Raw genomic sequence first — 20,791 nt, 5'->3', positions numbered from 1 at the left:
TGAAGGCCGAACCGACCGTTCATGGCGAGGAATTCCTGCTCGTGCGGACCCAGGACGAGAACTGGCGCAGGCGCCGGGTGATGCTGCGCCGCTTCGACGATTTCATCCGCTGAGCCGGCGCGGGACCTGCCCAATGCCGAAGCAGTCCGGCCTGAGACTGGCCGGGCTGCTGACAGTTGACAGGAATCGGGTGGGAAGCACCTCGGCGGGGGCATAATTTCCGGTCAACCACACCGGAGATTTAGCCATGACCGTCCAGTTCAAAGCCTTGCCGACAGAAGATGTGAGAGCGCTGCAGCGCGGCGGGCCGGACGCCTACGGGCAAACGCCGGAGCGGAAGGTTTCAGATGGCGACGGGGTGCCGTGCCGGCATTGCCTGAGAAACGTCGCCGAAGGCGATGGCTATCTGATCATGGCCTATCGGCCGTTTCCGGCGTTGCAGCCTTACGCCGAGACAGGACCGATCTTCCTGCATGCGCAGGAATGCGAACGCGCAGCCGAGACAGAAGCGCTTCCAGAGATGCTTGAGAGCAGCGACTATATCGTGCGCGGCTATGGTGCGGATGACCGCATCGTCTATGGCAGCGGCGGCGTCATTCCGACTGGCGGCATTGCGGCGCGGGCAGAGACGCTGTTTGAGCGCGCTGACATCGCCTATGTCCACGTCCGCTCGGCGCGCAACAATTGTTATCAGTGCCGCATCGAGCGTTTCTGACAAAAAGATGCCCGCCGGTGGTCTGGCGGGAAGTTGGCAACCGTGTGACGGCTCGATCCGTCAAGTTGGCATCCCTGTCTGCGCATGCTTTTCGAATTGCGGATGTGAAGCACTTCACACAGCATCGCGATCCTCGCCGGCATGGCGACGCACGCCGATGGCGGTTGGGACTTGTCGTACTCCCGTCGCATTCTCTCGGTAAAAGACCAGCGTCGATGGATTGCCGACCGCGGATGAACCGGCGGGGATCTCGATGACCGAGGAAGCGGGGCTTTGGCTCCGCTTTTTTGATGTCCGCCAGCCTGTTCAATTCCGGCGCCAGGAATTTTGCGCAAAGAAAAAGCCCGCCGGAATTGACCGACGGGCCTTCGCCGTGTGTGTGTGCGGCGTTTAGTTGAATTTATACTTCGCGCCGACGCGAACGGTCTGGAAGGAAGGCTCGTCGGTGAGGAAGCCGCCCGAGCCGAAATCTTCTTTCTCATACTGCGAATAGCGGTATTCGAGACCAAGCGTCATGTTGCTGGAAACGGCCGTTTCCAGGCCGCCACCGACCGAGAAGCCGCTCGATCCCCAGTCGACGATGTCGCCAACGGGCGAGGAGGCATGCAGGTCGAAATGCTGCCAGCTGTAACCGCCGAGGACATAGGCCAGCGTCGATTCGTTGACCTTGGCGCCGATGCGGGCCAGGGCATCGAAGCCATAGTCGGCATCGCCCTTGATCGACCCACCCGGAATGTCCAGCTTCGAGCGTATGCCGGAATAGCGGGCGTCGACCAGAACGCCGGCGACCCAGCCGCCGAAATCATGGTCGTAACCGATGCTCGCCTCGCCGAACACGCCTTCGCCGCCGATGCCATCCAATTCGAGGGCGCTGGCGAGCGTCAGGTCATGCACCACGGTGCCGGCGCCAAGCGCGCCGCCGACATAGAAGCCGGTCCAGTTGTAGGTCGGAGCAGCAAACGAGGCCCCGCCGCCATTCTGGGCGCCGAAGCGGTAATTGGCCGCGATGTGGAAGGTGTGGCTGGACGGCTCGACATCCAGAGAGGTTCCCGGGCCGCCGATAATGCCGAGGTCAGCCACCGAGTCGTCGCCATAGTTGGCGTAGCGGTACTCGGTCTTAATCGTCCAGTTGCCGCGCAGCACGGTTTCCATACCAACGCCGACGACATAGCCGCCACGGTTCTCCGTGAAATCAAGACCGTCGGCAAAGCCCGAACCCTCGAGCTTGAAATGGTTCCAAGTGTAGCCGCCGAGCACATAGCCGAGCGTACTGGGGTTCAAGAGATAGCCGGCGCGCAAGCCGACGTCGAAGCCATAAGCGTTCGTCAGGTCGATATCAGCGCCCGGAAGGCTGATCGACGGACCGATATTCCCGATGTTGGCGTCGATGAAGCCGCCGAGCAGGAAGCGTTCAGAGACCATGTAGTCGTAGCCGGCGGTCACTTCGCCAAACACGCCGTTGCCGCCGATGCCATTGAAGTCGAGAAACGGGTCGACGCTGATGCGGTGCACGGTGGCGCCGAAGCCGCCGCCGATGCCGACATAGGCGCCGCTCCAGTTGAAACCGGCAGGTTCTTCCACCGGCTGCACAACGTCGGCGGCATGCGCTACCGATATCAAAGCCATTGCCGAAACGGCGCCGAGAAGAACGGATTTAGCAGAAATAAACATTTTAGCCCCTTAGCATAGAACAAACCCGTCCGTGTTCTAACAGGATGCTCGTTAATATTGGAATGACAAAAATGTCACATCGACAGGCAAAAGCGCTGTCGAGAGGGGCTGCACCTTGCCCTGGAGCGGGCGTTTTGCGGTCTTGTAGCCAAGAAAAACCCGCCGGTACAACCGGCGGGTAAGGGAGGCAAAATGCCAGGTCAGGTCAGGCAGCCAGAACCACTTTCGGTTCGACCAGCTCATAGCCGAGTGCTTCGGCCACGGCGCGATTGGTGATCTTGCCCCTGTGGACATTGAGGCCGTTGCGCAAATGGTGGTCGTCGACCAGCGCCTTCAGGCCCTTGTCGGCCAGCTGCAGGCCATAATGCAGCGTCGCGTTGTTGAGCGCGTGCGCCGAGGTCACCGGCACGGCGCCCGGCATGTTGGCGACGCAGTAATGGATCACGCCGTCGACCTCATAGGTCGGCTCGGCATGGGTGGTGGCGTGCGAAGTCTCGAAGCAGCCGCCCTGGTCGATAGCGACGTCGACCAGCACCGAGCCCTTCTTCATGCCCGACAGCATTTCGCGGGTCACCAGCTTGGGTGCAGCAGCACCCGGGATGAGCACGGCGCCGACGACGATGTCGGCCGAGAAGCATTCTTCCTCAAGCGCCTCGACTGTGGAGTAGCGGGTGTGGACGCGGCCGGTAAAGAGGTCGTCCAGCTGGCGCAGGCGCGGGATCGAGCGGTCGATGATGGTGACGTCGGCGCCGAGGCCGACCGCCATGCGGGCGGCATGCAGGCCGACGACGCCGCCGCCGAGCACGGTGACCTTGCCGGGCAGCACGCCGGGCACGCCGCCGAGCAGCACGCCGCGGCCACCATTGGCCTTCTGCAGCGCGGTCGCGCCGGCCTGGATCGACAGGCGGCCGGCAACTTCCGACATCGGCGCCAAGAGCGGCAGGCCGCCGCGGTCGTCGGTTACGGTCTCATAGGCGATTGCGGTGACGCCGGACGCGAGCAGGCCCTTGGTCTGCTCCGGATCCGGGGCCAGGTGCAGATAGGTGTAGAGGATCTGGCCGTCGCGCAGCTGCGCCCATTCGTTGGGCTGCGGCTCCTTGACCTTGACGATCATGTCGGACTTGGCGAACACGTCGGCGGCGGTCTTGGCGATGGTGGCGCCGGCGGCGCGGTAGGCATTGTCATCGGCGCCGATGCCGGCGCCGGCGCCGCTTTCGACCAGCACTTCATGACCATGCGCGACATATTCGCGGACGGAGCCCGGCGTCAGGCCGACGCGGTATTCGTGGTTCTTGATTTCCTTGGGGCAACCGACGCGCATAGTCTTCTCCTGATCCGGCCCTTCGGGCTCGTTCCCTGTATCAACCGAGTGAACCACAAATCGTTGCGCAGGTGTTTGCGAATGCGCTTGCGCGGGGTCACGCGTTTCGATAATCGTTGCGCGAAATCAAGGAAATTTCGCAGGAATCACGAGAAATGCCGCTCGACAGGATCGATATCGCCATTCTCGAGGCACTGCAGAAGGATGGCCGCATACCCAATGCGGCGCTCGCCGAAAGGGTCGGCCTGTCGCAGTCGGCCTGTTCGCGCCGGCTCGACAATCTGGAGAAATCCGGCACCATCCGCGGCTATCACGCCCGGCTTTCGAATGCAGCGCTCGGTCACCAGATGACGGCGATCGTGCACATATCGCTGTCGGGACAGTTCGAAAAGACGCTGTCGGATTTCGAGGCGGCGATCAAGCGCTGCCCGAATGTGCTGTCGTGCCACCTGATGTCGGGCGAATACGACTATATCCTGCGCATCGCCGCCAAGGATCTGGTCGACTATGAGCGCATCCACAAGGAGTGGCTGTCGGCGATGCCGCATGTGACCAAGATCAACTCATCCTTTGCCCTGCGCGAGATCGTCGATCGGACCGCCATGGGAATGAAGCCGGAACTGGCTTAACGCCACAAACATACTCGGACGTCCTTCCCGATATAGCATGCGCCTTCGCGGCGAAGTTCTTCCCAGCGTTCATCACCGTGGGTGGCGCGAATGTCGGAGTTTGCATAGCCCGCCCAGACATCACCGTCCTTGTAGACATCCGCCCAGTAATCTTTAGACATTTCACCAGCGCCACTATGCGGATCAGGATAGTCGATCCCTGCAAAAACTTGCTTCGGTCCCTGGATATTGAAATCGCCGCCCTGCTCGATTTGATAAGAGCACCTTCCGGATATGCGGGTCTGACCGCCAACAACAAGCAGGCAGCGGCCCCATTTGTAGCCGCTCGGCAAACGATGCCGTGGTTGCGCATGCAAAGGCGAAAGGGAAAACGCAATTGCGAGGGTAATTGCTATGGTTCGTCCGATCATCTCGCCACCCGTTGCGAAGCAGCCAATTCAAGAGCGGCTCGACACTGTTGGATCCGCCCGAAGCGCATGTCGAAGCGGTTCGCTGCAGCATGGTTCCCTTAAAGAGTATTTATCGACCACGTCGGATTTTTGTCACGTAACATTTGTGTTGCTACACGGCGGTCAACCGGCCTCGATGCGGCGATAAAGTGCTGCCCAAATGTGCTGTCCTGCCACCTGATGTCGGGTGAATACGACTACATCCTGCGCATCGCGGCGAAGCACCTCGTGGGCTATCAACGCATCCACAAGAAGTGGCTGTCTGTTATGCCGCACGTGATGAAGATCAGTTCGTCCTTTGCCTTGCGCGATTGTTGATCGCGCGGCGATGGAGAAGAAGCGGAGAGGCTTAGGAGCTGAGTAGCGGAGTGCACGGAATTGTGCTTAAAACAAATAAAGTGGATACTAGAAAAGCCGCTGAAGAGGTGAAGATAATCGCCGACAGTGCCAATGACATGGCCCGATTGATTGAGCTTCCGTCTGCAGGTGCGCTACACGCGCGCACCGGAGATCCGCTTGTCTTTCTGAAAATTCTGTTCAGTGTGTATCGCCGCATTCGTTTGTTGGCCGAGTATAAAGATGCCGGTAAGGCGGATATTCCTCAGTTGCCTGGGAATGACACCAACGGCGATCTTTTCTAAGCGTGATATTTATGAATATGTGCGATCACACGGAGGGTCTCTGAATCTCATCACGCTAGGCTTTTAATACCTCGGTCACCAGTTGGTCCATCGGGATGTCGTGCGGCTGCGGGTAGATGGTGGGGATGCGCTGCAGTTCGTAGCCGACGCCGATGACCAATGGCTTGAACGGCATGGCAGCCAGCGTGCGGTCGAAGAAGCCACCGCCATAGCCCAGGCGGTAGTTTCGCGGGTCGATGCCGACGATCGGCGAGATGACGATGTCGGGCAGCACCGGCTCGCCTTCGGCCGGGATCGGGATGTTCCAGATGCCTTTTTCCAGCCGGTCGCCGGGCACATAAGCGCGGAAGATCAGCGGCTGGCCTTTCTCGATCACGATGGGCAGCGCCGTGCGGCCGCCGCGTTCGTTGATCGACGCCATCCACGGCCGCAGGTCCGGCTCGCCGCGAAACGGCCAATAGAGGCTGACCATGCGGCCGGCAATGTCGCCGATTGCCGCGTCGAGCCCTTCGGCGATAGCCCGCGACATCGCCACCCGCGCATCGGCGGAAACCGCCAACCGTGCCGCGATCAGACGCTCGCGCTCGGCCTTGCGCCAACGGCGCACATCGGTCCAGTCGGTCAATGGCGCGCGAAATTCCGGATCGAGTTCGTGCATGAAGCAAGGTGGCGAAGAATATTGCGCCCGCCCTTTGCCATCTTTGTCATCGTCGTTGGCCATGCTTCACTCCCGTGGTTCCAGCCCCTGCAAGGCTATACCCGTCCATGCTTGCCGACATAGGCATTCGCGACATCCGGCGACGAGTCCTGGGCAGCCTTAAGCGGCAATCTAGCTCGCCCCGACATTGTTGCGGTGCACAAAAATCACTAGATAAAGGGAGACAAACAGGGGTGAATGCGATGAGTGAAACCAGCCATCATGTCGTTGTCGTCGGCGCAGGGTTCGGCGGTCTCGAACTCACCCGGGCGCTGGCCGGCGCACCCGTGCGCATCACCATGATCGACAAGCGCAACCATCACCTTTTCCAGCCGCTGCTCTACCAGGTGGCGACCACCTCGCTGGCGACCTCGGAAGTCGCCTGGCCGATCCGTCATCTGCTGCGCAAGCGCGAGGACGTGACGACCCTGCTCGGCAACGTCACCGGCGTCGACCGTCCAGGCAAACGCGTGCTGCTTGAGGACGGCAGTTCTGTTCCCTACGACACGCTGGTGCTCGCCACCGGCGCGCGTCATGCTTATTTCGGCCACGACGAATGGGAGCCTTTCGCGCCCGGGCTGAAGACGCTTGAAGACGCAACCACCATTCGCCGGCGCATCCTGCTCGCCTTCGAGCAGGCCGAGCGCGAGACCGATCCGGCCAAGCGCCAGGCACTGCTGACACTGGTCATCGTCGGCGGCGGCCCGACCGGCGTGGAGCTTGCCGGCACCATTGTCGAACTCGCGCATGAAACGCTGCGCGGCGAATTCCGCAACATCGACACGCGTGAGGCGCGTGTGGTGCTGGTCGAGGCCGGAGACAGGATCCTAGCCAATTTCGCGCCAAAGCTGTCCGACTATGCGCGCAAGGCGCTGGAGCGGCGGGGCGTCACGGTCGAGCTTGGCCGCGCCGTCACGCGCCTCGATGCCGAAGGCGTCGTCTTTGGCGATACGCATCTGCCGGCGCGAACCATCCTGTGGGCCGCCGGCGTGGCGGCTTCACCCGCGGGAGAGTGGCTGGGCGCGCCGGTGGACCGGGCGGGCAGGGTAATGGTCGAGCCCGATCTGACCGTGCCGAACAGTCCTGAAATCTTCGTCATCGGCGACACCGCGCATGTCTTGCGGCCGGACGGCAAACCGGTGCCCGGCGTGGCGCCCTCGGCCAAGCAGGAGGGCAAGCATGTCGCCGCGACGATCAGGGCGCGGCTGGCCGGCGATGGCGCGCCGCGGCCTTTCCGCTACAAACATGCCGGCGACCTGGCGACGATCGGCAAGTGGGCAGCCGCGATCGATTTCGGCTCGATCAAGCTCACGGGATGGCTTGCCTGGTGGCTGTGGGGCGTGGCGCATATCTACTTCCTGATCGGTTTCCGCAACCGGCTCTCGGTGTCGCTTAGCTGGCTATGGATCTATTTCACCGGCCAGCGCAGCGCGCGGCTGATCACCCAGGGCGACGATGACAAGGGCTGAGGTTCTCAACCGCGGCCAAGGATATTCATCCAGCCGTCACCTTTTGCTGATCGACTGACTTCCCGATGGACATGGCCGGTTTTCGGCGCGAAGCTTCCGCCCGGGGCTGGGATCTTGTCACGTCGCTGGGAAGGAAAACCAATGCCGCATCTCAATTACCCCGTCTCCCGCCGTAGTTTTCTTGCCGGTACGGCCGCCAGCGGGGCGCTGATCATGCTCCATCCGTTTTCCGCCCGCGCGCAGGCCAATCAGGCGCATCTGAGGATCATGGAGACCACCGACATTCATGTGAATGTGCTGCCTTACGACTACTACGCCGACAAAGCCAACGACACGATGGGCCTGTCACGGACGGCCTCACTGATCGCGGCGGTGCGCAAGGAAGCCACCAATGCGATGCTGATCGACAATGGCGATCTTTTGCAGGGCAATCCGATGGGCGATTACATCGCCTATGAGAAGGGCCTCAAGGAAGGCGATCTGCATCCGATCATGAAGGGCATGAACCTGCTGGGCTATGAATGCTCGACGCTCGGCAATCACGAGTTCAATTACGGCCTGTCGTTCCTCGACAAGGTGCTGGCCGGAGCCAATTTCCCCTTCGTCTGCGCCAATCTGATCCGCGGCACCGAGCTTGCCGCCAAACCGCGCGACGACAAGCTCTACCTCAAGCCCTATGTCATCCTCGACAAGAAGATCAAGGACGGGTCGGGCGCCGAGCAGCCGATCAAGATCGGCATCATCGGCTTTGTGCCGCCGCAGATCATGGTCTGGGACCTGAAGAACCTGGAAGGCAATGTCAGGACGCGCGACATCGTCGAGGCGGCCAGGGCATGGGTGCCGCAGATCAAGGAGGAGGGCGCCGACATCGTCATCGCGCTCTCGCATTCCGGCATCGATATCAAGCAGGGCGACGGCATGGAGAACGCCTCCTTCTTCGTCGCCGGCGTCGAAGGCATCGATGCGGTGTTCACCGGCCATCAGCATCTCGTCTTCCCCGGCAAGAAGGATTTTCAGGCGCTCGAAGGCGTCGACACCGAGAAAGGCACGCTGCAGGGCAAGCCCGCCGTGATGGGCGGTTTCTGGGGCTCGCATATGGGACTGATCGATCTGCTTCTGGAACGGGACGGATCGAAATGGCGCGTAGCCTCGGCCACATCGGAGGCAAGGCCGATCTACCAGCGCGTCGACAAGGCAAACAAGCCGACGGTGGCGGACGACCAGCGCGTCGTCGATGCGCTGAAGGCGGACCATGAGGCGACACTTGCCTATGTCCGCCGACCGGTCGGCAAGACCTCGGCGCCGCTCTATTCCTATTTCGCGCTGGTCGCCGACGATCCGTCGGTGCAGATCGTCAACCAGGCGCAGAGCTGGTACCTCAAGGACATATTGAAGAGCACGCAGTGGAAGGATGTGCCGCTGCTGTCGGCGGCAGCACCCTTCAAGGCCGGCGGGCGCAACGGCGCCGACTACTATACCGACGTGCCGGTGGGCGACATCGCCATCAAGAACGTCGCCGACCTCTATCTCTATCCGAACACGGTGCGCGCCGTCGAAATCACCGGCGCGCAAGTGAAGGAATGGCTGGAAATGTCGGCCGGCATTTTCAGGAAGATCGAGCCGGGCAAGGCCGACCAGGCGCTCATCGACACCGAATTCCCGTCCTACAATTTCGATGTGATCGATGGCGTCAGCTACGGAATAGACCTGTCGCAGCTGCCGAAATACGATGCCAAGGGTGGCGTCGCCAATGCCGGCTCGAACCGCATCGTCGGCCTCAGCTTCGACGGCAAGCCTATTGATCCGGCAGCGAAATTCGTCGTCGCCACCAACAATTACCGCGCCGGCGGTGGCGGCAATTTCCCCGACATCAATGCCTCGAAGATCATCTACGAGGCGCCGGACACCAACCGCGACGTGATCGTGCGCTACGTCGTCAGCGAAGGCACGATCAATCCCTCGGCCGACGACAATTGGTCGTTCACGCCGCTGCCCGGCACCAGCGTCGTGTTCGAGACCGGCCCCAAAGCGAAGGATTTTATATCGGGAGTGAAATCGCTCAAGATCGAGCCGGCCGGCGAGGGCGAATCCGGGTTTGCGAAGTATCGCATCCTGCTTTGAGGCAACGTGCAGCTAACAGGGAAAACGAGCGGGCATACGCCCGCTCAATCACGCTTCGGATCAGGCTTTGTAGACCACTTGGCGCACGTCGATGTAGCTGGCTCTAAAGCCGGCTTCGCAATAGTGGAGATAAAATTCCCAAAGCTTCTTGAAGCGGTCGTCGAAGCCGAGCGGGACGATCTTTTCCCACGACGCCCAGAAGCGGTTGCGCCATTCGGCAAGCGTGCGGGCATAGTCGTCCGGAAAGACGCGCTCGCGCAGATGGGCAAGGCCATGGTCGCTGCCCAGCGTCTTCAGGATCGACGGCGTCGGCAGCATGCCGCCTGGGAAGACATAGCGCTGGATGAAATCCGGCCTCGCCCGATAGGTGTCGTAGGCGGCCTCGTTGATGGTGATGATCTGCAGGCCGGCGGTGCCGCCGGGCCTCAAGCACGCCTTCATCTTGCCGAAAAATACCGGCCAATATTTTTCGCCGACCGCCTCGAACATCTCGATCGAGGCGATGCGGTCGTAAGTGCCCGTTTCGTCTCGGTAATCCTGCAGCTTGATGTCGACCTTGTCAGACAGTCCCGCCTTCTGGATGCGCGCCTTGGCGAAATCGTGCTGTTCGCGGCTGATGGTCAGGCCGGTGACGCGGCAGCCGATCTCGCGCGCGGCAAATTCGGCAAAACCGCCCCAGCCGCAGCCGATCTCGAGCACATGGTCCTTCTTGCCGATGCCGGTATCCTTGGCCAGCGCGCGGTATTTGGCGGCCTGAGCGCTTTCCAGGTCGTTGGCGCCGGTCGCATAGAGCGCCGACGAATAGGTCATGCTGGGATCGAGCCATTGCTTGTAGAAGGCGTTGCCGAGATCGTAATGCGCCGAGATGTTGCGCTTCGAGCCGGCGCGGGTGTTTTCGTTGAACCAGTGGCGGATGCGCTGGACCGTGTTGATGAGCCAGTTGGCGCCGCCGGCAATGCGTTCCCCAACGGCCGAGTTGACGACGAACAGTTCGAGGAAGCTGGTTACATCAGGGCTTTCCCAGTCGCCGTCCATGTAGGATTCGGCAACGCCGATGGTGCCGCCGGAAAAGGCACGGCCGGGCAGGCGCCAGTTCTTCAACACCAGCTCGGCATCCGGCCCGGGTCCGTTGCCGCCGACAAGCACCGCCCGGCCATCCGGCATCCTCACCTTCAGCGAACCGCGCGGCAATTTCATCGCCGCCGACAGCACCATGCGCGCCTTGGCCGGCAGGCCCTTGACGATCTCGGCGAAATTGAGTTCGTCCAGCCTGATGGCGTCGCCGATGCCTTTGTATTCCCTGACAGCCATCTCACACCCCCCTGGACTTCCGCGGGGGCGGCGCAAGATCTGCCGGCCTCCACATCCTCCACTTTCATTCGCCAGGCGCGAACGCCGTAGCCTGCTTAAATTTTCGCCACAATCTTCCACCGCATCGACCGGAACTTCAAGAGGCAAGCCGTGCCCGGCACTGGCCCAGGTGGCGTGCCTGGGGCCAGAATCGGTGAGGGCGAGCGACCGCCGGCGAAATCGCTATGGTTAGGAACAGCCACATACGTTAGTTTCAGCCATGCGTTATGTCATCGTCATCGTCGCCATCGCCTTTTTCCTGATCTGGGACGGCCTCTACAATCAGGGCCGCTATCTCGACACGACGGTCAGGGAGATGTCGCGCGTCGTGCGCTACGTCACCGGCAAAGCCTAGCTTTTTGCGCCTCTGCAAAGTCGCCTGCCGGCATTGCCGGGCGCGACATCGTGGCGGTTGACGCGACGGTCCCGCTCACACAAAACATGCTGGAAATCGAACGTGGAGGCAGGCGTGATCCGGCATATCGTTTTCTTCAGCGCGCGGCGCAAGGACGATGTCGAGGCCGTGCGCACAGGCTTGCTCACACTGGGCAAGATCCCGCATTCAAGCCTCTTCGAGGTGACGCTCAACAGCAAGGTCGATCCGCTGTCGGATGCGATCGACGTGGTCGTCTATGCCGAGTTCGAGGATGATGCCGCGCTTGCCGCATACAAGGCGCACCCGCTCTATGCCGAGACGACCAGCCGGGTCAAACCCTTGCGCGAATTGCGCTATTCGGCCGATATCGTGGCGACGGCCTGATCGGGCCGGCAAGAGGCCTTGAACCAATTTCGGGAATGATGCACACCGCGCCGGCATGACCAGCACGACCCATCCGCTTGACCATCTGGTGCTGCCGACGGCGAGCCTCGCCGTGGCGCGGGCGCGGCTGACATCGCTTGGCTTCATCGTCGCGCCAACCGGCATTCATCCCTTCGGCACCGAAAATTGCTGCGTCTTCCTTGCCGACGGCACCTATCTCGAACCGCTGGCGGTTGGGAACGAACAGCTGGCAGCGAGTGCGATCGCCGGCGGCAATGTCTTTGTCGCGCGCGACCGGCTCCATCGCGCCAGGCTGGGCGATGAGGGCTTTTCCGCCGTGGTGCTGGCCACCGACGATGCCGATGCGGACCATGCGCGCTTTATCAAAGCCGGCCTGTCGGCGGGAGACGTACTGAGCTTTTCCCGCGCCTTCACCGACACGGCCGGAAAGAGCGACATGGCCTCGTTCAAACTGGCTTTCGCCGCCGGCGCCGAGACGATGGACGCCTTTCTGTTCGCTTGCGAGCGGATCAACGCCCCTCAAATCGACCGTACGGCGCTGCAGGCTCATGCCAATGGCGTGACCGGCATTGCCGAAATCGTTGCGGTCAGCGGCGTGCCATCCGAAAAGCGCCACCTGATCGAGACAGCGACGGGTTCGAGGCAGAGGAGCAGCACGGCGTTCGACCTGGCGAACGCGCGTTTGAGCGTTCTCAAGCCCGCGGCTTTCGCTGAGCGCTTCGGCATGTCGGCTGGCGCGCCGACGGACCTTCGCTTCGCCGCGATCGTCTTTTCGGCCCGCAGTGTCGGCGCTGTCGCGAGGCTGCTTGCAGACAACGCCGTCGGGCACGATATAGCGGGCAACGAAATCGTCGTGCAGCCGGCATCCGGACAGGGCGCGGCTTTCATCTTCCGGGAGACCCCATGAGCAAGCCGCAAGGGCCTAATTCGATGGCGCCGAATTCGTCGGTAACCGTCGGCAACGTCGTCTTCGACAACAGCGGGCCCTTGGCGTTGATCGCCGGCCCGTGCCAGTTCGAATCGCGCCAGCACGCTTTCGACATGGCCGGCGCGCTGAAGGAACTGACCGGCAAGCTCGGCATCGGCCTCGTCTACAAGACCAGCTACGACAAGGCCAACCGCACCTCGCTGTCGGCAACGCGCGGCGCCGGCATGGACGCGGCGCTTCCGGTGTTCGACGAGTTGCGCAAGGCGTTTTCGCTTCCCATTCTGACCGATGTCCACACCGAGGAGCAGTGCGCGATCGTAGCGCACCATGTCGATGTGCTGCAGATTCCGGCCTTCCTGTCGCGCCAGACCGACATGCTGGTCGCCGCGGCCAAGACCGGCAAGGTGATCAACGTCAAGAAGGGGCAGTTCCTGGCGCCCTGGGACATGAAGAACGTGGTGGCCAAGATCACCGGCTCCGGCAACCCCAATGTGCTGACCACCGAGCGCGGCGCTTCCTTCGGCTACAACACGCTGGTGTCGGACATGCGGGCTTTGCCCGTGATGGCCGAGATCGGCGCGCCGGTGATTTTCGACGCCACCCATTCGGTGCAGCAGCCGGGCGGGCAGGGCGGTTCCTCCGGTGGCGAGCGCCGCTTTGTCGAGACGCTGGCGCGGGCTGCCGTTGCCGTCGGCGTCGCCGGCGTGTTCATAGAGACCCACCAGGATCCCGACAATTCGACCTCCTCCGACGGGCCCAACATGCTGCCGCTGAAGGACATGCCGGCGCTGCTCGAAAGACTGATGGCATTCGACCGCATCGCCAAGAATGCTGCTGACCTGAACCGAGGCTGATGGATTCGGCGATGGCGCGCGCGCTGCCCTGCTTGTGGAAGGCATAAGCCGGCTGTAGGCTCGCTGCTGCAAATGAGCGTCTTGGCAGGAGGAAGCCATGTCCGTCGCCCGCGTCACCGAAATCACGTCGTCGTCGAAAAAGAGCTTTCAGGACGCCATCGAGAAGGGGATTGAGCGCGCCTCAAAGACCCTGAAGAACGTGGAAGGCGCCTGGATCCAGGACCAGAAGATCGTCGTCGAGGACGGCAGGATCGCGGCCTATCGCGTCAACATGAAGGTGACGTTCATCCTCGCGGAGTAACCGCCCGCCGCTCGAAAAACGGGAACTTTCGCCCGCGCACCTCATTGTCAAAGTATCGATCAACGACATGAGGAGCAGCAGCCATGACCACCCAGACAGGCCACACCGAAGCCATCGCCGCTTCGCGCGTCATCGGCACGTCGGTCTACAACACCGAAGGCACGAGCATCGGCAGCATCGAGGACATCATGCTCGACAAGACGTCGAACGGCATCATGTTCGCGGTGATCGGGTTCGGTGGATTTCTCGGCATTGGCGAGAAGTATCACGCCATTCCGTGGGCGAGCCTCGACTATGACGAGGACAAGGGCGGCTATGTCGTGCCGTTCTCGAAGGAGCAGCTGAAGGCAGCACCCGCCTATTCGATCAATGAACTGGCCGGCGCCGATGGCGAGGCCGCACGTGATGCTTCCTATGATTACTACAAGGTCACGCCGTATTGGCATTGATCAGCTGCGCTGACGCCTGACGTGAAAAGGCCCCCGAATTCCGAAACGGGGGCCTTTTCAGTGCAACCCGACAGTTTCTAAATTATTCTGCTGCATGAAGCGTGGACAGCTGCGTCGCCGCCTTTGGCGGCTGCTGCGTATCGCACGACGTCAGGAACGCCGCCGCGATCAGGAACAAACTCACGATACCGCTCAACTCGGACATGGCGAAACTCCTCCTGTTTCGCCCCGCGCATCACCATCCTAGTCGACACAGAGATTGTTATCTCTGAATTATGATGACGTGGTGTTGCCGAACGTGATCCGAGGCATGCTCAGCCGAGGAGTCCGGCATTCTTCACCGCCTTGAAAATCTTTTCGTGCCAGGCGATCCGATCCGCTTCGCCATTGGCCGGCGTGGTGGAATTGGCGTTGCCGACGTTGATCGCGCGCGAGATCTTTTTAATCAGGCCGGCATCGGCAAAGGCATTGCAGCCTGACCCTTTCCATTCGGCGCAAGCTGCGAGCAGCGAAATCTGCGGATCCTCGATCAGTTCAGGATGATTGGCGAGGTCGACCTTGGCGAGCTTGCCCTTGGCCGTGTACGCGTCGCGCCCGGTGGTCTGGAACGTGCCGCCGCCGCGGAAATTGAAGCCGTCCAACGTTCCTTTCACATTGCCCATGCGGCCGCCATAGGCCCAGTCGCCCAGGGCTTGCGGCTTGCGCAGCAGGTTGTCCTCGATCCACTGATCGGTCTTGCCCGCGGCTCGCGACCTCCATGCGTTCCGGATTGCCGCCACGGTCGTGTAGGTCAGGGATTCGCGAATGAGGGTGAAGCCACCGGTTTCCATCGCCGCTTGAGCGAAGAAATGCATCAGCCGATCATAGTTGTTGCACACCCCATGATCGCCAAGTGTCTTGAGGCCTTTGTCGGAGGTAAAGGCGCCGATGTAACCGTCATAGATTGTTCGCTTGGAACCGCTTGCCGGTCTCTGCGCGAATTTCTGGAAGACCGCTGCTGGCAAACCCTTGTTCGGATCGCCCGCAACGGCTTCGAGCACGCTCTCGACACTCTCGGTCGACAGCACCGGTTCGCCTTCGACGACCACCGAAGCATTGGGGATTCGCTTGCCGTTGCTTTTCGGGAAGCCACCGCCGGCAAAGGTTTTCAGATCGTCGATGAGGGCGATTACGCGTGTCCGGCTCTCCGTGAAATCCATGTCGGAAAGCGGACCGCTCACCTTCTTCGTCGGGTTGATGCATCCGACGCTGGACAGGAAATTGACGCCCGGATGGATCAGGATTTCGGTGCGCTTGTTGGTCTTCAGCAGTTCGAGTCCAGGTTTGGGTGGCGTCTTGGCGCCAGTGTAGCCGATCGTCACATATTTGCCTCCGGCCTGTGTCGCCAGCGGATAGGTGCCGGGCTCGATGCGCCTGCCATTGTCTTCTTTGGAATTGTCGCCTGGGCCGCGAGATTCACACACGAACCCCGATAGACCCGTTACTGCCGTGCCGTTGTGAAAGACTTTATAGGTACCAACTGTCCTGCGTCTGGTGCCCCTCATATGCTCGACTTTGCGGCTAATAAGAAGTTCCCAGCCAGTACCTGAAATCGCTGCCATTGCCGCCTCCCCAAAGAGTTCAAGTTTGTTGATTTCACTGTGGTCGCCAAATAGTTCGCGTTGTAGATGTGACCCTAACATCTTCGAATTCTCTGCATTGTGAAGTTTGTCACGTTGGCGGTAGCCTCTTTTGAAGCATCGGGTGGAGTTTGTGTGCCGCCTGGTTTCGTGACAAAGGCATTGCCGCAGGGGCGGGGCACCCACCCCATGCCGCGCCAGACATATGACGTCAGGGCGGGCTGTTTGCGTTCAGATGGCGTCGCCCATGCCCCACGGCCTGAGCGCATGGGGCGACTGTCACCATTATTTCATGCCATTCCTGATTGCCTTTTGCGGCACTTTGGCTAAGAGGGGCGCGACGCTTTCAATCGATCAATCGGGGACATCGCAATGACCGCCATCATCGACATTGTCGGGCGTGAAATCCTGGACAGCCGTGGAAATCCGACCGTCGAGGTCGACGTCGTCCTCGAAGACGGCTCGATGGGCCGCGCCGCGGTGCCGTCGGGCGCGTCGACCGGCGCGCATGAGGCCGTCGAACTGCGCGACGGTGGCGCCCGCTATCTCGGCAAGGGCGTGCTCAAGGCGGTCGAGGCCGTCAATGGCGAGCTGTTCGAGGCGATCGGCGGCTTGGAAGCCGAAAACCAGATCCACATCGACCAGACCATGATCGAGCTCGACGGCACGCCCAACAAGAGCCGGCTCGGCGCCAACGCCATCCTCGGCGTCTCGCTGGCGGTCGCCAAGGCCGCGGCGGAAGCCGCCGGCCTGCCGCTCTACCGCTATGTCGGCGGCACCAAGGCGCATTTGCTGCCGGTGCCCATGATGAACATCATCAATGGCGGCGCGCATGCCGACAATCCGATCGATTTCCAGGAATTCATGATCCTGCCGGTCGGCGCGCCGACGCTGCGCGAAGGCGTGCGCTGGGGCTCGGAAATCTTCCACACGCTGCGCAAGAAGCTCAAGGATGCCGGCCACAACACCAATGTCGGCGACGAAGGCGGCTTCGCGCCCAATCTGAAGAGTGCGCCGGTGGCGCTCGATTTCATCATGGAATCAATCGAGAAGGCCGGCTTCAAGCCGGGCGAAGAGATCGCGCTCGGTCTCGACTGTGCGGCGACCGAATTCTTCAAGGACGGCAATTACGTCTATGAGGGCGAGAAGAAGACCCGCGATCCGAAGGCGCAGGCCAAGTACCTGGCCAAGCTCGCCGCCGACTATCCGATCATCTCGATCGAGGACGGCCTGGCCGAGGACGACTGGGAGGGCTGGAAGTACCTGACCGATTTGATCGGCAACAAGACGCAGCTGGTTGGCGACGACCTCTTCGTCACCAACACGGCGCGGCTGCGCGACGGCATCCGCATGGGTGTCGCCAATTCGATCCTGGTCAAGGTCAACCAGATCGGCTCGCTTACCGAAACGCTCGACGCTGTCGAGACCGCGCACAAGGCAGGCTACACCGCAGTCATGTCGCACCGTTCGGGCGAAACCGAGGATTCGACCATCGCCGACCTCGCCGTCGCCACCAATTGCGGGCAGATCAAGACCGGTTCGCTGTCGCGCTCGGATCGCATGGCCAAGTACAACCAGCTGATCCGCATCGAGGAAGAGCTCGGCAAGCAGGCGCGCTACGCTGGCAAGTCGGTGGTCAAAGCCTAAATTCTGCCGAACTGGCGAAAACGATGGAAGGGCGGGATTTTCCCGCCCTTTTTCGTTGCGGCCGCTGGCTAATGCACCTGTCCGTAACCGTCCATTAAGCACAATCGAGCGACAAATGGCGGTCAAAGGATTGCGACCATGTGGACACGCCAGCACAAGCAGAGAAACACCGGCCGGCTGATCATCCCGTCGCTTTGCGTGGCGTTCCTGGCCTATTTCGGCTTCCATGCCTATCATGGCGAGTTCGGCATCAATTCCAAATATCAGCTCGAAGCGCAGACCATCGAATTGCAGGCCAAGTACGATGCCATCAAGGCGCGCCGGATCGATCTGGAGCGGCGCGTCCAGCTGATGCATGAGGGCACGCTCGAAAAGGATATGCTCGACGAGCAGGCACGCCGGGCGCTCAATCTGTCCCAGCCCGATGAAATCACCATCATGCTGCCGGCCAATTCGAAATAACCGAATTTCGGTTAATCGCTGTTATCTCTAATGATTCTGGGCGTTTAGGCGCATGCCAGCCATGCGTTTTTCTGCATGGCGAAACGCGGTCTCGCATGTTAGCTTCCTTCCAATCGGTGGGGAGGAGCTGATCCTCCCCGGAGCAGACATGGTCTGCTTTAGTGTCCGCGAAGAGACGCCAACAGGGAGTGATGCATGGCCACCGCCGCCAAAAAAGCGCCTGCCAAATCCGTTAAATCGACATCCGCCAAATCAACGGGGCTTTCCGCCCCCAAGCCGGCCGACTTCACCAAGGACGAGGAGCTTGCCGCCTACCGGCACATGCTGCTTATCCGTCGCTTCGAGGAAAAGGCCGGCCAGCTCTACGGCATGGGCTTCATCGGCGGCTTCTGCCACCTCTATATCGGCCAGGAAGCGGTCGTCACCGGCATGAAGATGTCGCTGATCAACGGCGACCAGATGATCACCGCCTATCGCGACCATGGCCACATGCTGGCGATGGAACTGTCACCGCGGGGCGTCATGGCAGAGCTGACCGGACGCCGTGGTGGCCTGTCGAGGGGCAAGGGCGGCTCCATGCACATGTTCTCCAAGGAGAAGCATTTTTACGGCGGCCACGGCATTGTCGGCGCGCAGGTCTCGCTCGGCACCGGTCTCGCCTTCGCCAACCGCTACCGCGACAACAACAATGTGTCGCTGACTTATTTCGGCGATGGCGCTGCCAACCAGGGTCAGGTCTATGAAAGCTTCAACATGGCCTCGCTGTGGAAGCTGCCGGTGATCTACATCATCGAGAACAACCGCTACGCCATGGGCACTTCGGTGTCGCGCTCGTCGGCCGAAACCAATTTTTCGCATCGCGGCGCCTCGTTCAAGATTCCCGGCATTCAGGTCGACGGCATGGATGTGCGTGCGGTCAAATCCGCCGGCGATCAGGCGACCGAATGGTGCCGTGCCGGCAACGGTCCGATCATCCTCGAGATGCAGACCTATCGCTATCGCGGTCACTCGATGTCGGATCCCGCAAAATACCGCTCCAAGGAAGAAGTGCAGAAGATGCGCTCGGATCATGATCCGATCGAGCAGGTCAAGGCGCGGCTGACGGCCAAGAAGTGGGCGACCGAGGACGAACTCAAGAACATCGACAAGGAAGTCCGCGACATCGTCGCCGACGCCGCCGAATTTGCCCAGCACGACGCAGAGCCGGATCCGTCCGAGCTCTGGACCGACATCGTATTGTAACGGGAGGGCAAGGACATGCCGATCGAAATTCTCATGCCCGCTCTCTCGCCGACCATGGAAGAGGGCAATCTTTCCAAATGGTTGAAGAACGAGGGCGACAAGGTCGTCGCCGGCGATGTCATCGCCGAGATCGAAACCGACAAGGCGACGATGGAAGTCGAAGCCGTCGATGAAGGCACGATCGGCAAGATCGTGGTTCCCGCCGGCACCGAAGGCGTCAAGGTCAACGCGGTGATCGCCGTGTTGCTGCAGGACGGTGAAAGTGCAGGCGATGTCGAAAAGAGCGGCAAGCCTGCCTCCACCCAGGATGCCGTTTCCGCTGGCGGTCAGCGGACCGATGCAGCCGAGGAAGGTACAAAAGCGGCTCCCCAGGATGCCGGCGAGGCTCCGAAGGCAGTTCCCGCCGCTCCGGCGGCCAAACCTGCGGCCGATCCGGATATTCCCGCCGGCACCGAGATGGTCTCGACCACGGTGCGCGAAGCGCTCCGCGATGCCATGGCTGAAGAAATGCGCCGCGACGGCGATGTCTTCGTCATGGGCGAGGAGGTCGCGGAATACCAGGGCGCCTACAAGATCACGCAAGGGCTGCTGCAGGAATTCGGGCCGCGCCGCGTCGTCGACACGCCGATCACCGAGCACGGCTTTGCCGGCGTCGGCGTCGGTGCGGCGATGGCCGGCCTGAAGCCGATCGTCGAGTTCATGACCTTCAACTTCGCCATGCAGGCGATCGACCAGATCATCAACTCCGCGGCCAAGACGCTCTATATGTCGGGCGGCCAGATGGGCGCACCGATCGTGTTCCGCGGACCGAACGGTGCGGCCGCCCGCGTCGGCGCCCAGCATTCGCAGTGCTATGCCGCCTGGTACAGCCATATTCCCGGCCTGAAGGTGGTGATGCCGTACACGGCTGCCGACGCCAAGGGCCTGCTCAAGGCGGCGATCCGCGATCCGAACCCGGTCATCTTCCTTGAAAACGAAATCCTCTACGGCCAGTCCTTCGACGTGCCGAAGCTCGATGATTTCGTGCTGCCGATCGGCAAGGCGCGCATTCACAAGCAGGGCAAGGACGTCACCATCGTCTCGTTCGGCATCGGCATGACCTATGCCATCAAGGCGGAAGCCGAACTGCGCGGCATGGGCATCGATGCCGAGATCATCGATCTCCGGACCATCCGCCCGCTCGACCTCGACACCGTCATTGCCTCCGTGAAAAAGACCAACCGCCTGATCGTGGTGGAAGAAGGTTTCCCGCAGAACTCGGTCGGCGACCACATCGCCAACCAGGTTTCGCAGCGCGCCTTCGATTTCCTCGACGCGCCGGTCATCACGATCGCCGGCAAGGACGTGCCGATGCCTTATGCGGCGAACCTCGAAAAGCTGGCTTTGCCCAATGTCGGCGAGGTCATAGAGGCGGTCAAAGCCGTCACGTATCGCTGAGCCGGTCG

General features: G+C 61.5%; 22 protein-coding genes and 1 pseudogene. 16 read left to right on the top strand and 7 right to left on the bottom strand.

Annotated elements, in window-relative coordinates; translation table 11 throughout:
* Window positions 1-247: 247 nt before the first annotated feature.
* Entirely contained in the window at window positions 248-715 is a 468-nt protein-coding gene (locus NKJ77_RS08915; protein WP_023736671.1) for a DUF1203 domain-containing protein, read from the top strand.
* Window positions 716-1,105: 390 nt separating this feature from the next.
* On the opposite strand, the gene NKJ77_RS08910 is transcribed toward NKJ77_RS08915, so the two are convergent.
* Window positions 1,106-2,386 carry an outer membrane protein gene (locus NKJ77_RS08910; RefSeq protein ID WP_031195686.1) on the bottom strand — a complete coding sequence of 427 codons (1,281 nt, stop codon included), beginning with the start codon at window positions 2,384-2,386 and terminating at the stop codon, window positions 1,106-1,108.
* Window positions 2,387-2,591: 205 nt separating this feature from the next.
* Window positions 2,592-3,707 carry an alanine dehydrogenase gene (ald, locus tag NKJ77_RS08905; RefSeq protein ID WP_023832208.1) on the bottom strand — a complete coding sequence of 372 codons (1,116 nt, stop codon included), beginning with the start codon at window positions 3,705-3,707 and terminating at the stop codon, window positions 2,592-2,594.
* Window positions 3,708-3,862: 155 nt separating this feature from the next.
* Between ald and NKJ77_RS08900 the strand changes: the two genes are divergently transcribed.
* Window positions 3,863-4,336, top strand: a complete 474-nt coding sequence (locus NKJ77_RS08900; RefSeq protein WP_023668897.1) for an Lrp/AsnC family transcriptional regulator — start codon at window positions 3,863-3,865, stop codon at window positions 4,334-4,336.
* Here NKJ77_RS08900 and NKJ77_RS08895 read toward each other — a convergent pair.
* Window positions 4,333-4,746 carry a hypothetical protein gene (locus tag NKJ77_RS08895; RefSeq protein WP_155922397.1) on the bottom strand — a complete coding sequence of 138 codons (414 nt, stop codon included), beginning with the start codon at window positions 4,744-4,746 and terminating at the stop codon, window positions 4,333-4,335. The genes NKJ77_RS08900 and NKJ77_RS08895 overlap by 4 nt on opposite strands.
* A 174-nt stretch (window positions 4,747-4,920) precedes the next feature.
* Between NKJ77_RS08895 and NKJ77_RS08890 the strand changes: the two are divergent.
* Window positions 4,921-5,103 (top strand): annotated as a pseudogene (locus NKJ77_RS08890) (Lrp/AsnC ligand binding domain-containing protein); the annotation flags it as partial.
* Between the two features lie 50 nt (window positions 5,104-5,153).
* Window positions 5,154-5,426, top strand: a complete 273-nt coding sequence (locus tag NKJ77_RS08885; RefSeq protein WP_031203541.1) for a hypothetical protein — start codon at window positions 5,154-5,156, stop codon at window positions 5,424-5,426.
* Between the two features lie 55 nt (window positions 5,427-5,481).
* On the opposite strand, the gene NKJ77_RS08880 is transcribed toward NKJ77_RS08885, so the two are convergent.
* Window positions 5,482-6,147, bottom strand: a complete 666-nt coding sequence (locus NKJ77_RS08880; RefSeq protein ID WP_023816022.1) for a 5-formyltetrahydrofolate cyclo-ligase — start codon at window positions 6,145-6,147, stop codon at window positions 5,482-5,484.
* A gap of 179 nt (window positions 6,148-6,326) precedes the next feature.
* On the opposite strand from NKJ77_RS08880, the gene NKJ77_RS08875 reads away from it, so the two are divergent.
* Window positions 6,327-7,592: an NAD(P)/FAD-dependent oxidoreductase gene (locus NKJ77_RS08875; RefSeq protein ID WP_023668902.1), complete on the top strand. Its 1,266-nt coding sequence runs from the start codon at window positions 6,327-6,329 to the stop codon at window positions 7,590-7,592.
* 141 nt (window positions 7,593-7,733) lie between these two features.
* Window positions 7,734-9,713: a bifunctional 2',3'-cyclic-nucleotide 2'-phosphodiesterase/3'-nucleotidase gene (locus NKJ77_RS08870; RefSeq protein ID WP_023668903.1), complete on the top strand. Its 1,980-nt coding sequence runs from the start codon at window positions 7,734-7,736 to the stop codon at window positions 9,711-9,713.
* A gap of 60 nt (window positions 9,714-9,773) precedes the next feature.
* Here the strand turns inward: NKJ77_RS08870 and NKJ77_RS08865 are convergent, their stop codons facing one another.
* The gene (locus tag NKJ77_RS08865; RefSeq protein ID WP_352534950.1) at window positions 9,774-11,024 is read right to left on the bottom strand and encodes a class I SAM-dependent methyltransferase; all 1,251 of its coding nucleotides are present in this window, start codon (window positions 11,022-11,024) and stop codon (window positions 9,774-9,776) included.
* 259 nt (window positions 11,025-11,283) lie between these two features.
* Here NKJ77_RS08865 and NKJ77_RS08860 point away from each other — a divergent pair, with 259 nt between their 5' ends.
* From NKJ77_RS08860 to NKJ77_RS08835, 6 genes are all read left to right on the top strand, one after another.
* On the top strand, window positions 11,284-11,418 hold the full coding sequence (locus tag NKJ77_RS08860) for a hypothetical protein (protein ID WP_023688440.1): 135 nt from the start codon (window positions 11,284-11,286) through the stop codon (window positions 11,416-11,418).
* A 114-nt stretch (window positions 11,419-11,532) separates the two neighbouring features.
* Window positions 11,533-11,823, top strand: coding sequence for a Dabb family protein (locus NKJ77_RS08855; protein ID WP_023691273.1), 291 nt, complete (start codon window positions 11,533-11,535; stop codon window positions 11,821-11,823).
* 55 nt (window positions 11,824-11,878) lie between these two features.
* Entirely contained in the window at window positions 11,879-12,751 is an 873-nt protein-coding gene (locus tag NKJ77_RS08850; RefSeq protein ID WP_352534948.1) for a VOC family protein, read from the top strand.
* Window positions 12,748-13,626 (top strand): 3-deoxy-8-phosphooctulonate synthase, encoded by an 879-nt coding sequence (gene kdsA / locus NKJ77_RS08845; protein ID WP_023706540.1) that lies wholly within the window; start codon window positions 12,748-12,750, stop codon window positions 13,624-13,626. Before NKJ77_RS08850 ends, kdsA begins: the two co-directional genes overlap by 4 nt.
* A 97-nt stretch (window positions 13,627-13,723) precedes the next feature.
* Entirely contained in the window at window positions 13,724-13,927 is a 204-nt protein-coding gene (locus NKJ77_RS08840; RefSeq protein ID WP_023668908.1) for a dodecin family protein, read from the top strand.
* A gap of 83 nt (window positions 13,928-14,010) precedes the next feature.
* Window positions 14,011-14,376: a PRC-barrel domain-containing protein gene (locus NKJ77_RS08835; RefSeq protein WP_023668909.1), complete on the top strand. Its 366-nt coding sequence runs from the start codon at window positions 14,011-14,013 to the stop codon at window positions 14,374-14,376.
* A gap of 82 nt (window positions 14,377-14,458) precedes the next feature.
* Here the strand turns inward: NKJ77_RS08835 and NKJ77_RS08830 are convergent, their stop codons facing one another.
* Window positions 14,459-14,581 (bottom strand): hypothetical protein, encoded by a 123-nt coding sequence (locus NKJ77_RS08830; RefSeq protein ID WP_023835249.1) that lies wholly within the window; start codon window positions 14,579-14,581, stop codon window positions 14,459-14,461.
* 109 nt (window positions 14,582-14,690) lie between these two features.
* On the bottom strand, window positions 14,691-16,181 hold the full coding sequence (locus NKJ77_RS08825) for a glycoside hydrolase family 19 protein (RefSeq protein WP_352462429.1): 1,491 nt from the start codon (window positions 16,179-16,181) through the stop codon (window positions 14,691-14,693).
* A gap of 186 nt (window positions 16,182-16,367) precedes the next feature.
* On the opposite strand from NKJ77_RS08825, the gene eno reads away from it, so the two are divergent.
* The 4 genes from eno (at window position 16,368) to NKJ77_RS08805 (ending at window position 20,783) form a co-directional block, all read left to right on the top strand.
* The gene (gene eno, locus NKJ77_RS08820) at window positions 16,368-17,642 is read left to right on the top strand and encodes a phosphopyruvate hydratase (protein WP_352534946.1); all 1,275 of its coding nucleotides are present in this window, start codon (window positions 16,368-16,370) and stop codon (window positions 17,640-17,642) included.
* Window positions 17,643-17,780: 138 nt separating this feature from the next.
* On the top strand, window positions 17,781-18,104 hold the full coding sequence (locus NKJ77_RS08815; RefSeq protein ID WP_023682560.1) for an FtsB family cell division protein: 324 nt from the start codon (window positions 17,781-17,783) through the stop codon (window positions 18,102-18,104).
* Between the two features lie 195 nt (window positions 18,105-18,299).
* A complete protein-coding gene (pdhA, locus tag NKJ77_RS08810; RefSeq protein WP_023682559.1) occupies window positions 18,300-19,346 on the top strand; it encodes a pyruvate dehydrogenase (acetyl-transferring) E1 component subunit alpha in 1,047 nt (348 codons plus the stop codon).
* A 15-nt stretch (window positions 19,347-19,361) separates the two neighbouring features.
* Complete coding sequence (locus tag NKJ77_RS08805) at window positions 19,362-20,783, top strand: pyruvate dehydrogenase complex E1 component subunit beta (RefSeq protein WP_023682558.1); 1,422 nt, start codon at window positions 19,362-19,364, stop codon at window positions 20,781-20,783.
* Window positions 20,784-20,791: the final 8 nt, after the last annotated feature.

Source organism: Mesorhizobium sp. M0052 (genome assembly GCF_040323255.1).
GTDB lineage: Bacteria > Pseudomonadota > Alphaproteobacteria > Rhizobiales > Rhizobiaceae > Mesorhizobium.
This window is presented reverse-complemented; position numbering and strand designations above follow the sequence as displayed.

Coding starts and splice junctions, on each gene's coding strand:
- NKJ77_RS08915 (WP_023736671.1), top strand. CDS start 248: ATGACCGTCCAGTTCAAAGCCTTGCCGACAGAAGATGTGAGAGCGCTG.
- NKJ77_RS08910 (WP_031195686.1), bottom strand. CDS start 2,386: ATGTTTATTTCTGCTAAATCCGTTCTTCTCGGCGCCGTTTCGGCAATG.
- ald (WP_023832208.1), bottom strand. CDS start 3,707: ATGCGCGTCGGTTGCCCCAAGGAAATCAAGAACCACGAATACCGCGTC.
- NKJ77_RS08900 (WP_023668897.1), top strand. CDS start 3,863: ATGCCGCTCGACAGGATCGATATCGCCATTCTCGAGGCACTGCAGAAG.
- NKJ77_RS08895 (WP_155922397.1), bottom strand. CDS start 4,746: ATGATCGGACGAACCATAGCAATTACCCTCGCAATTGCGTTTTCCCTT.
- NKJ77_RS08880 (WP_023816022.1), bottom strand. CDS start 6,147: ATGGCCAACGACGATGACAAAGATGGCAAAGGGCGGGCGCAATATTCT.
- NKJ77_RS08875 (WP_023668902.1), top strand. CDS start 6,327: ATGAGTGAAACCAGCCATCATGTCGTTGTCGTCGGCGCAGGGTTCGGC.
- NKJ77_RS08870 (WP_023668903.1), top strand. CDS start 7,734: ATGCCGCATCTCAATTACCCCGTCTCCCGCCGTAGTTTTCTTGCCGGT.
- NKJ77_RS08865 (WP_352534950.1), bottom strand. CDS start 11,024: ATGGCTGTCAGGGAATACAAAGGCATCGGCGACGCCATCAGGCTGGAC.
- NKJ77_RS08860 (WP_023688440.1), top strand. CDS start 11,284: ATGCGTTATGTCATCGTCATCGTCGCCATCGCCTTTTTCCTGATCTGG.
- NKJ77_RS08850 (WP_352534948.1), top strand. CDS start 11,879: ATGACCAGCACGACCCATCCGCTTGACCATCTGGTGCTGCCGACGGCG.
- kdsA (WP_023706540.1), top strand. CDS start 12,748: ATGAGCAAGCCGCAAGGGCCTAATTCGATGGCGCCGAATTCGTCGGTA.
- NKJ77_RS08840 (WP_023668908.1), top strand. CDS start 13,724: ATGTCCGTCGCCCGCGTCACCGAAATCACGTCGTCGTCGAAAAAGAGC.
- NKJ77_RS08835 (WP_023668909.1), top strand. CDS start 14,011: ATGACCACCCAGACAGGCCACACCGAAGCCATCGCCGCTTCGCGCGTC.
- NKJ77_RS08830 (WP_023835249.1), bottom strand. CDS start 14,581: ATGTCCGAGTTGAGCGGTATCGTGAGTTTGTTCCTGATCGCGGCGGCG.
- eno (WP_352534946.1), top strand. CDS start 16,368: ATGACCGCCATCATCGACATTGTCGGGCGTGAAATCCTGGACAGCCGT.
- NKJ77_RS08815 (WP_023682560.1), top strand. CDS start 17,781: ATGTGGACACGCCAGCACAAGCAGAGAAACACCGGCCGGCTGATCATC.
- pdhA (WP_023682559.1), top strand. CDS start 18,300: ATGGCCACCGCCGCCAAAAAAGCGCCTGCCAAATCCGTTAAATCGACA.
- NKJ77_RS08805 (WP_023682558.1), top strand. CDS start 19,362: ATGCCGATCGAAATTCTCATGCCCGCTCTCTCGCCGACCATGGAAGAG.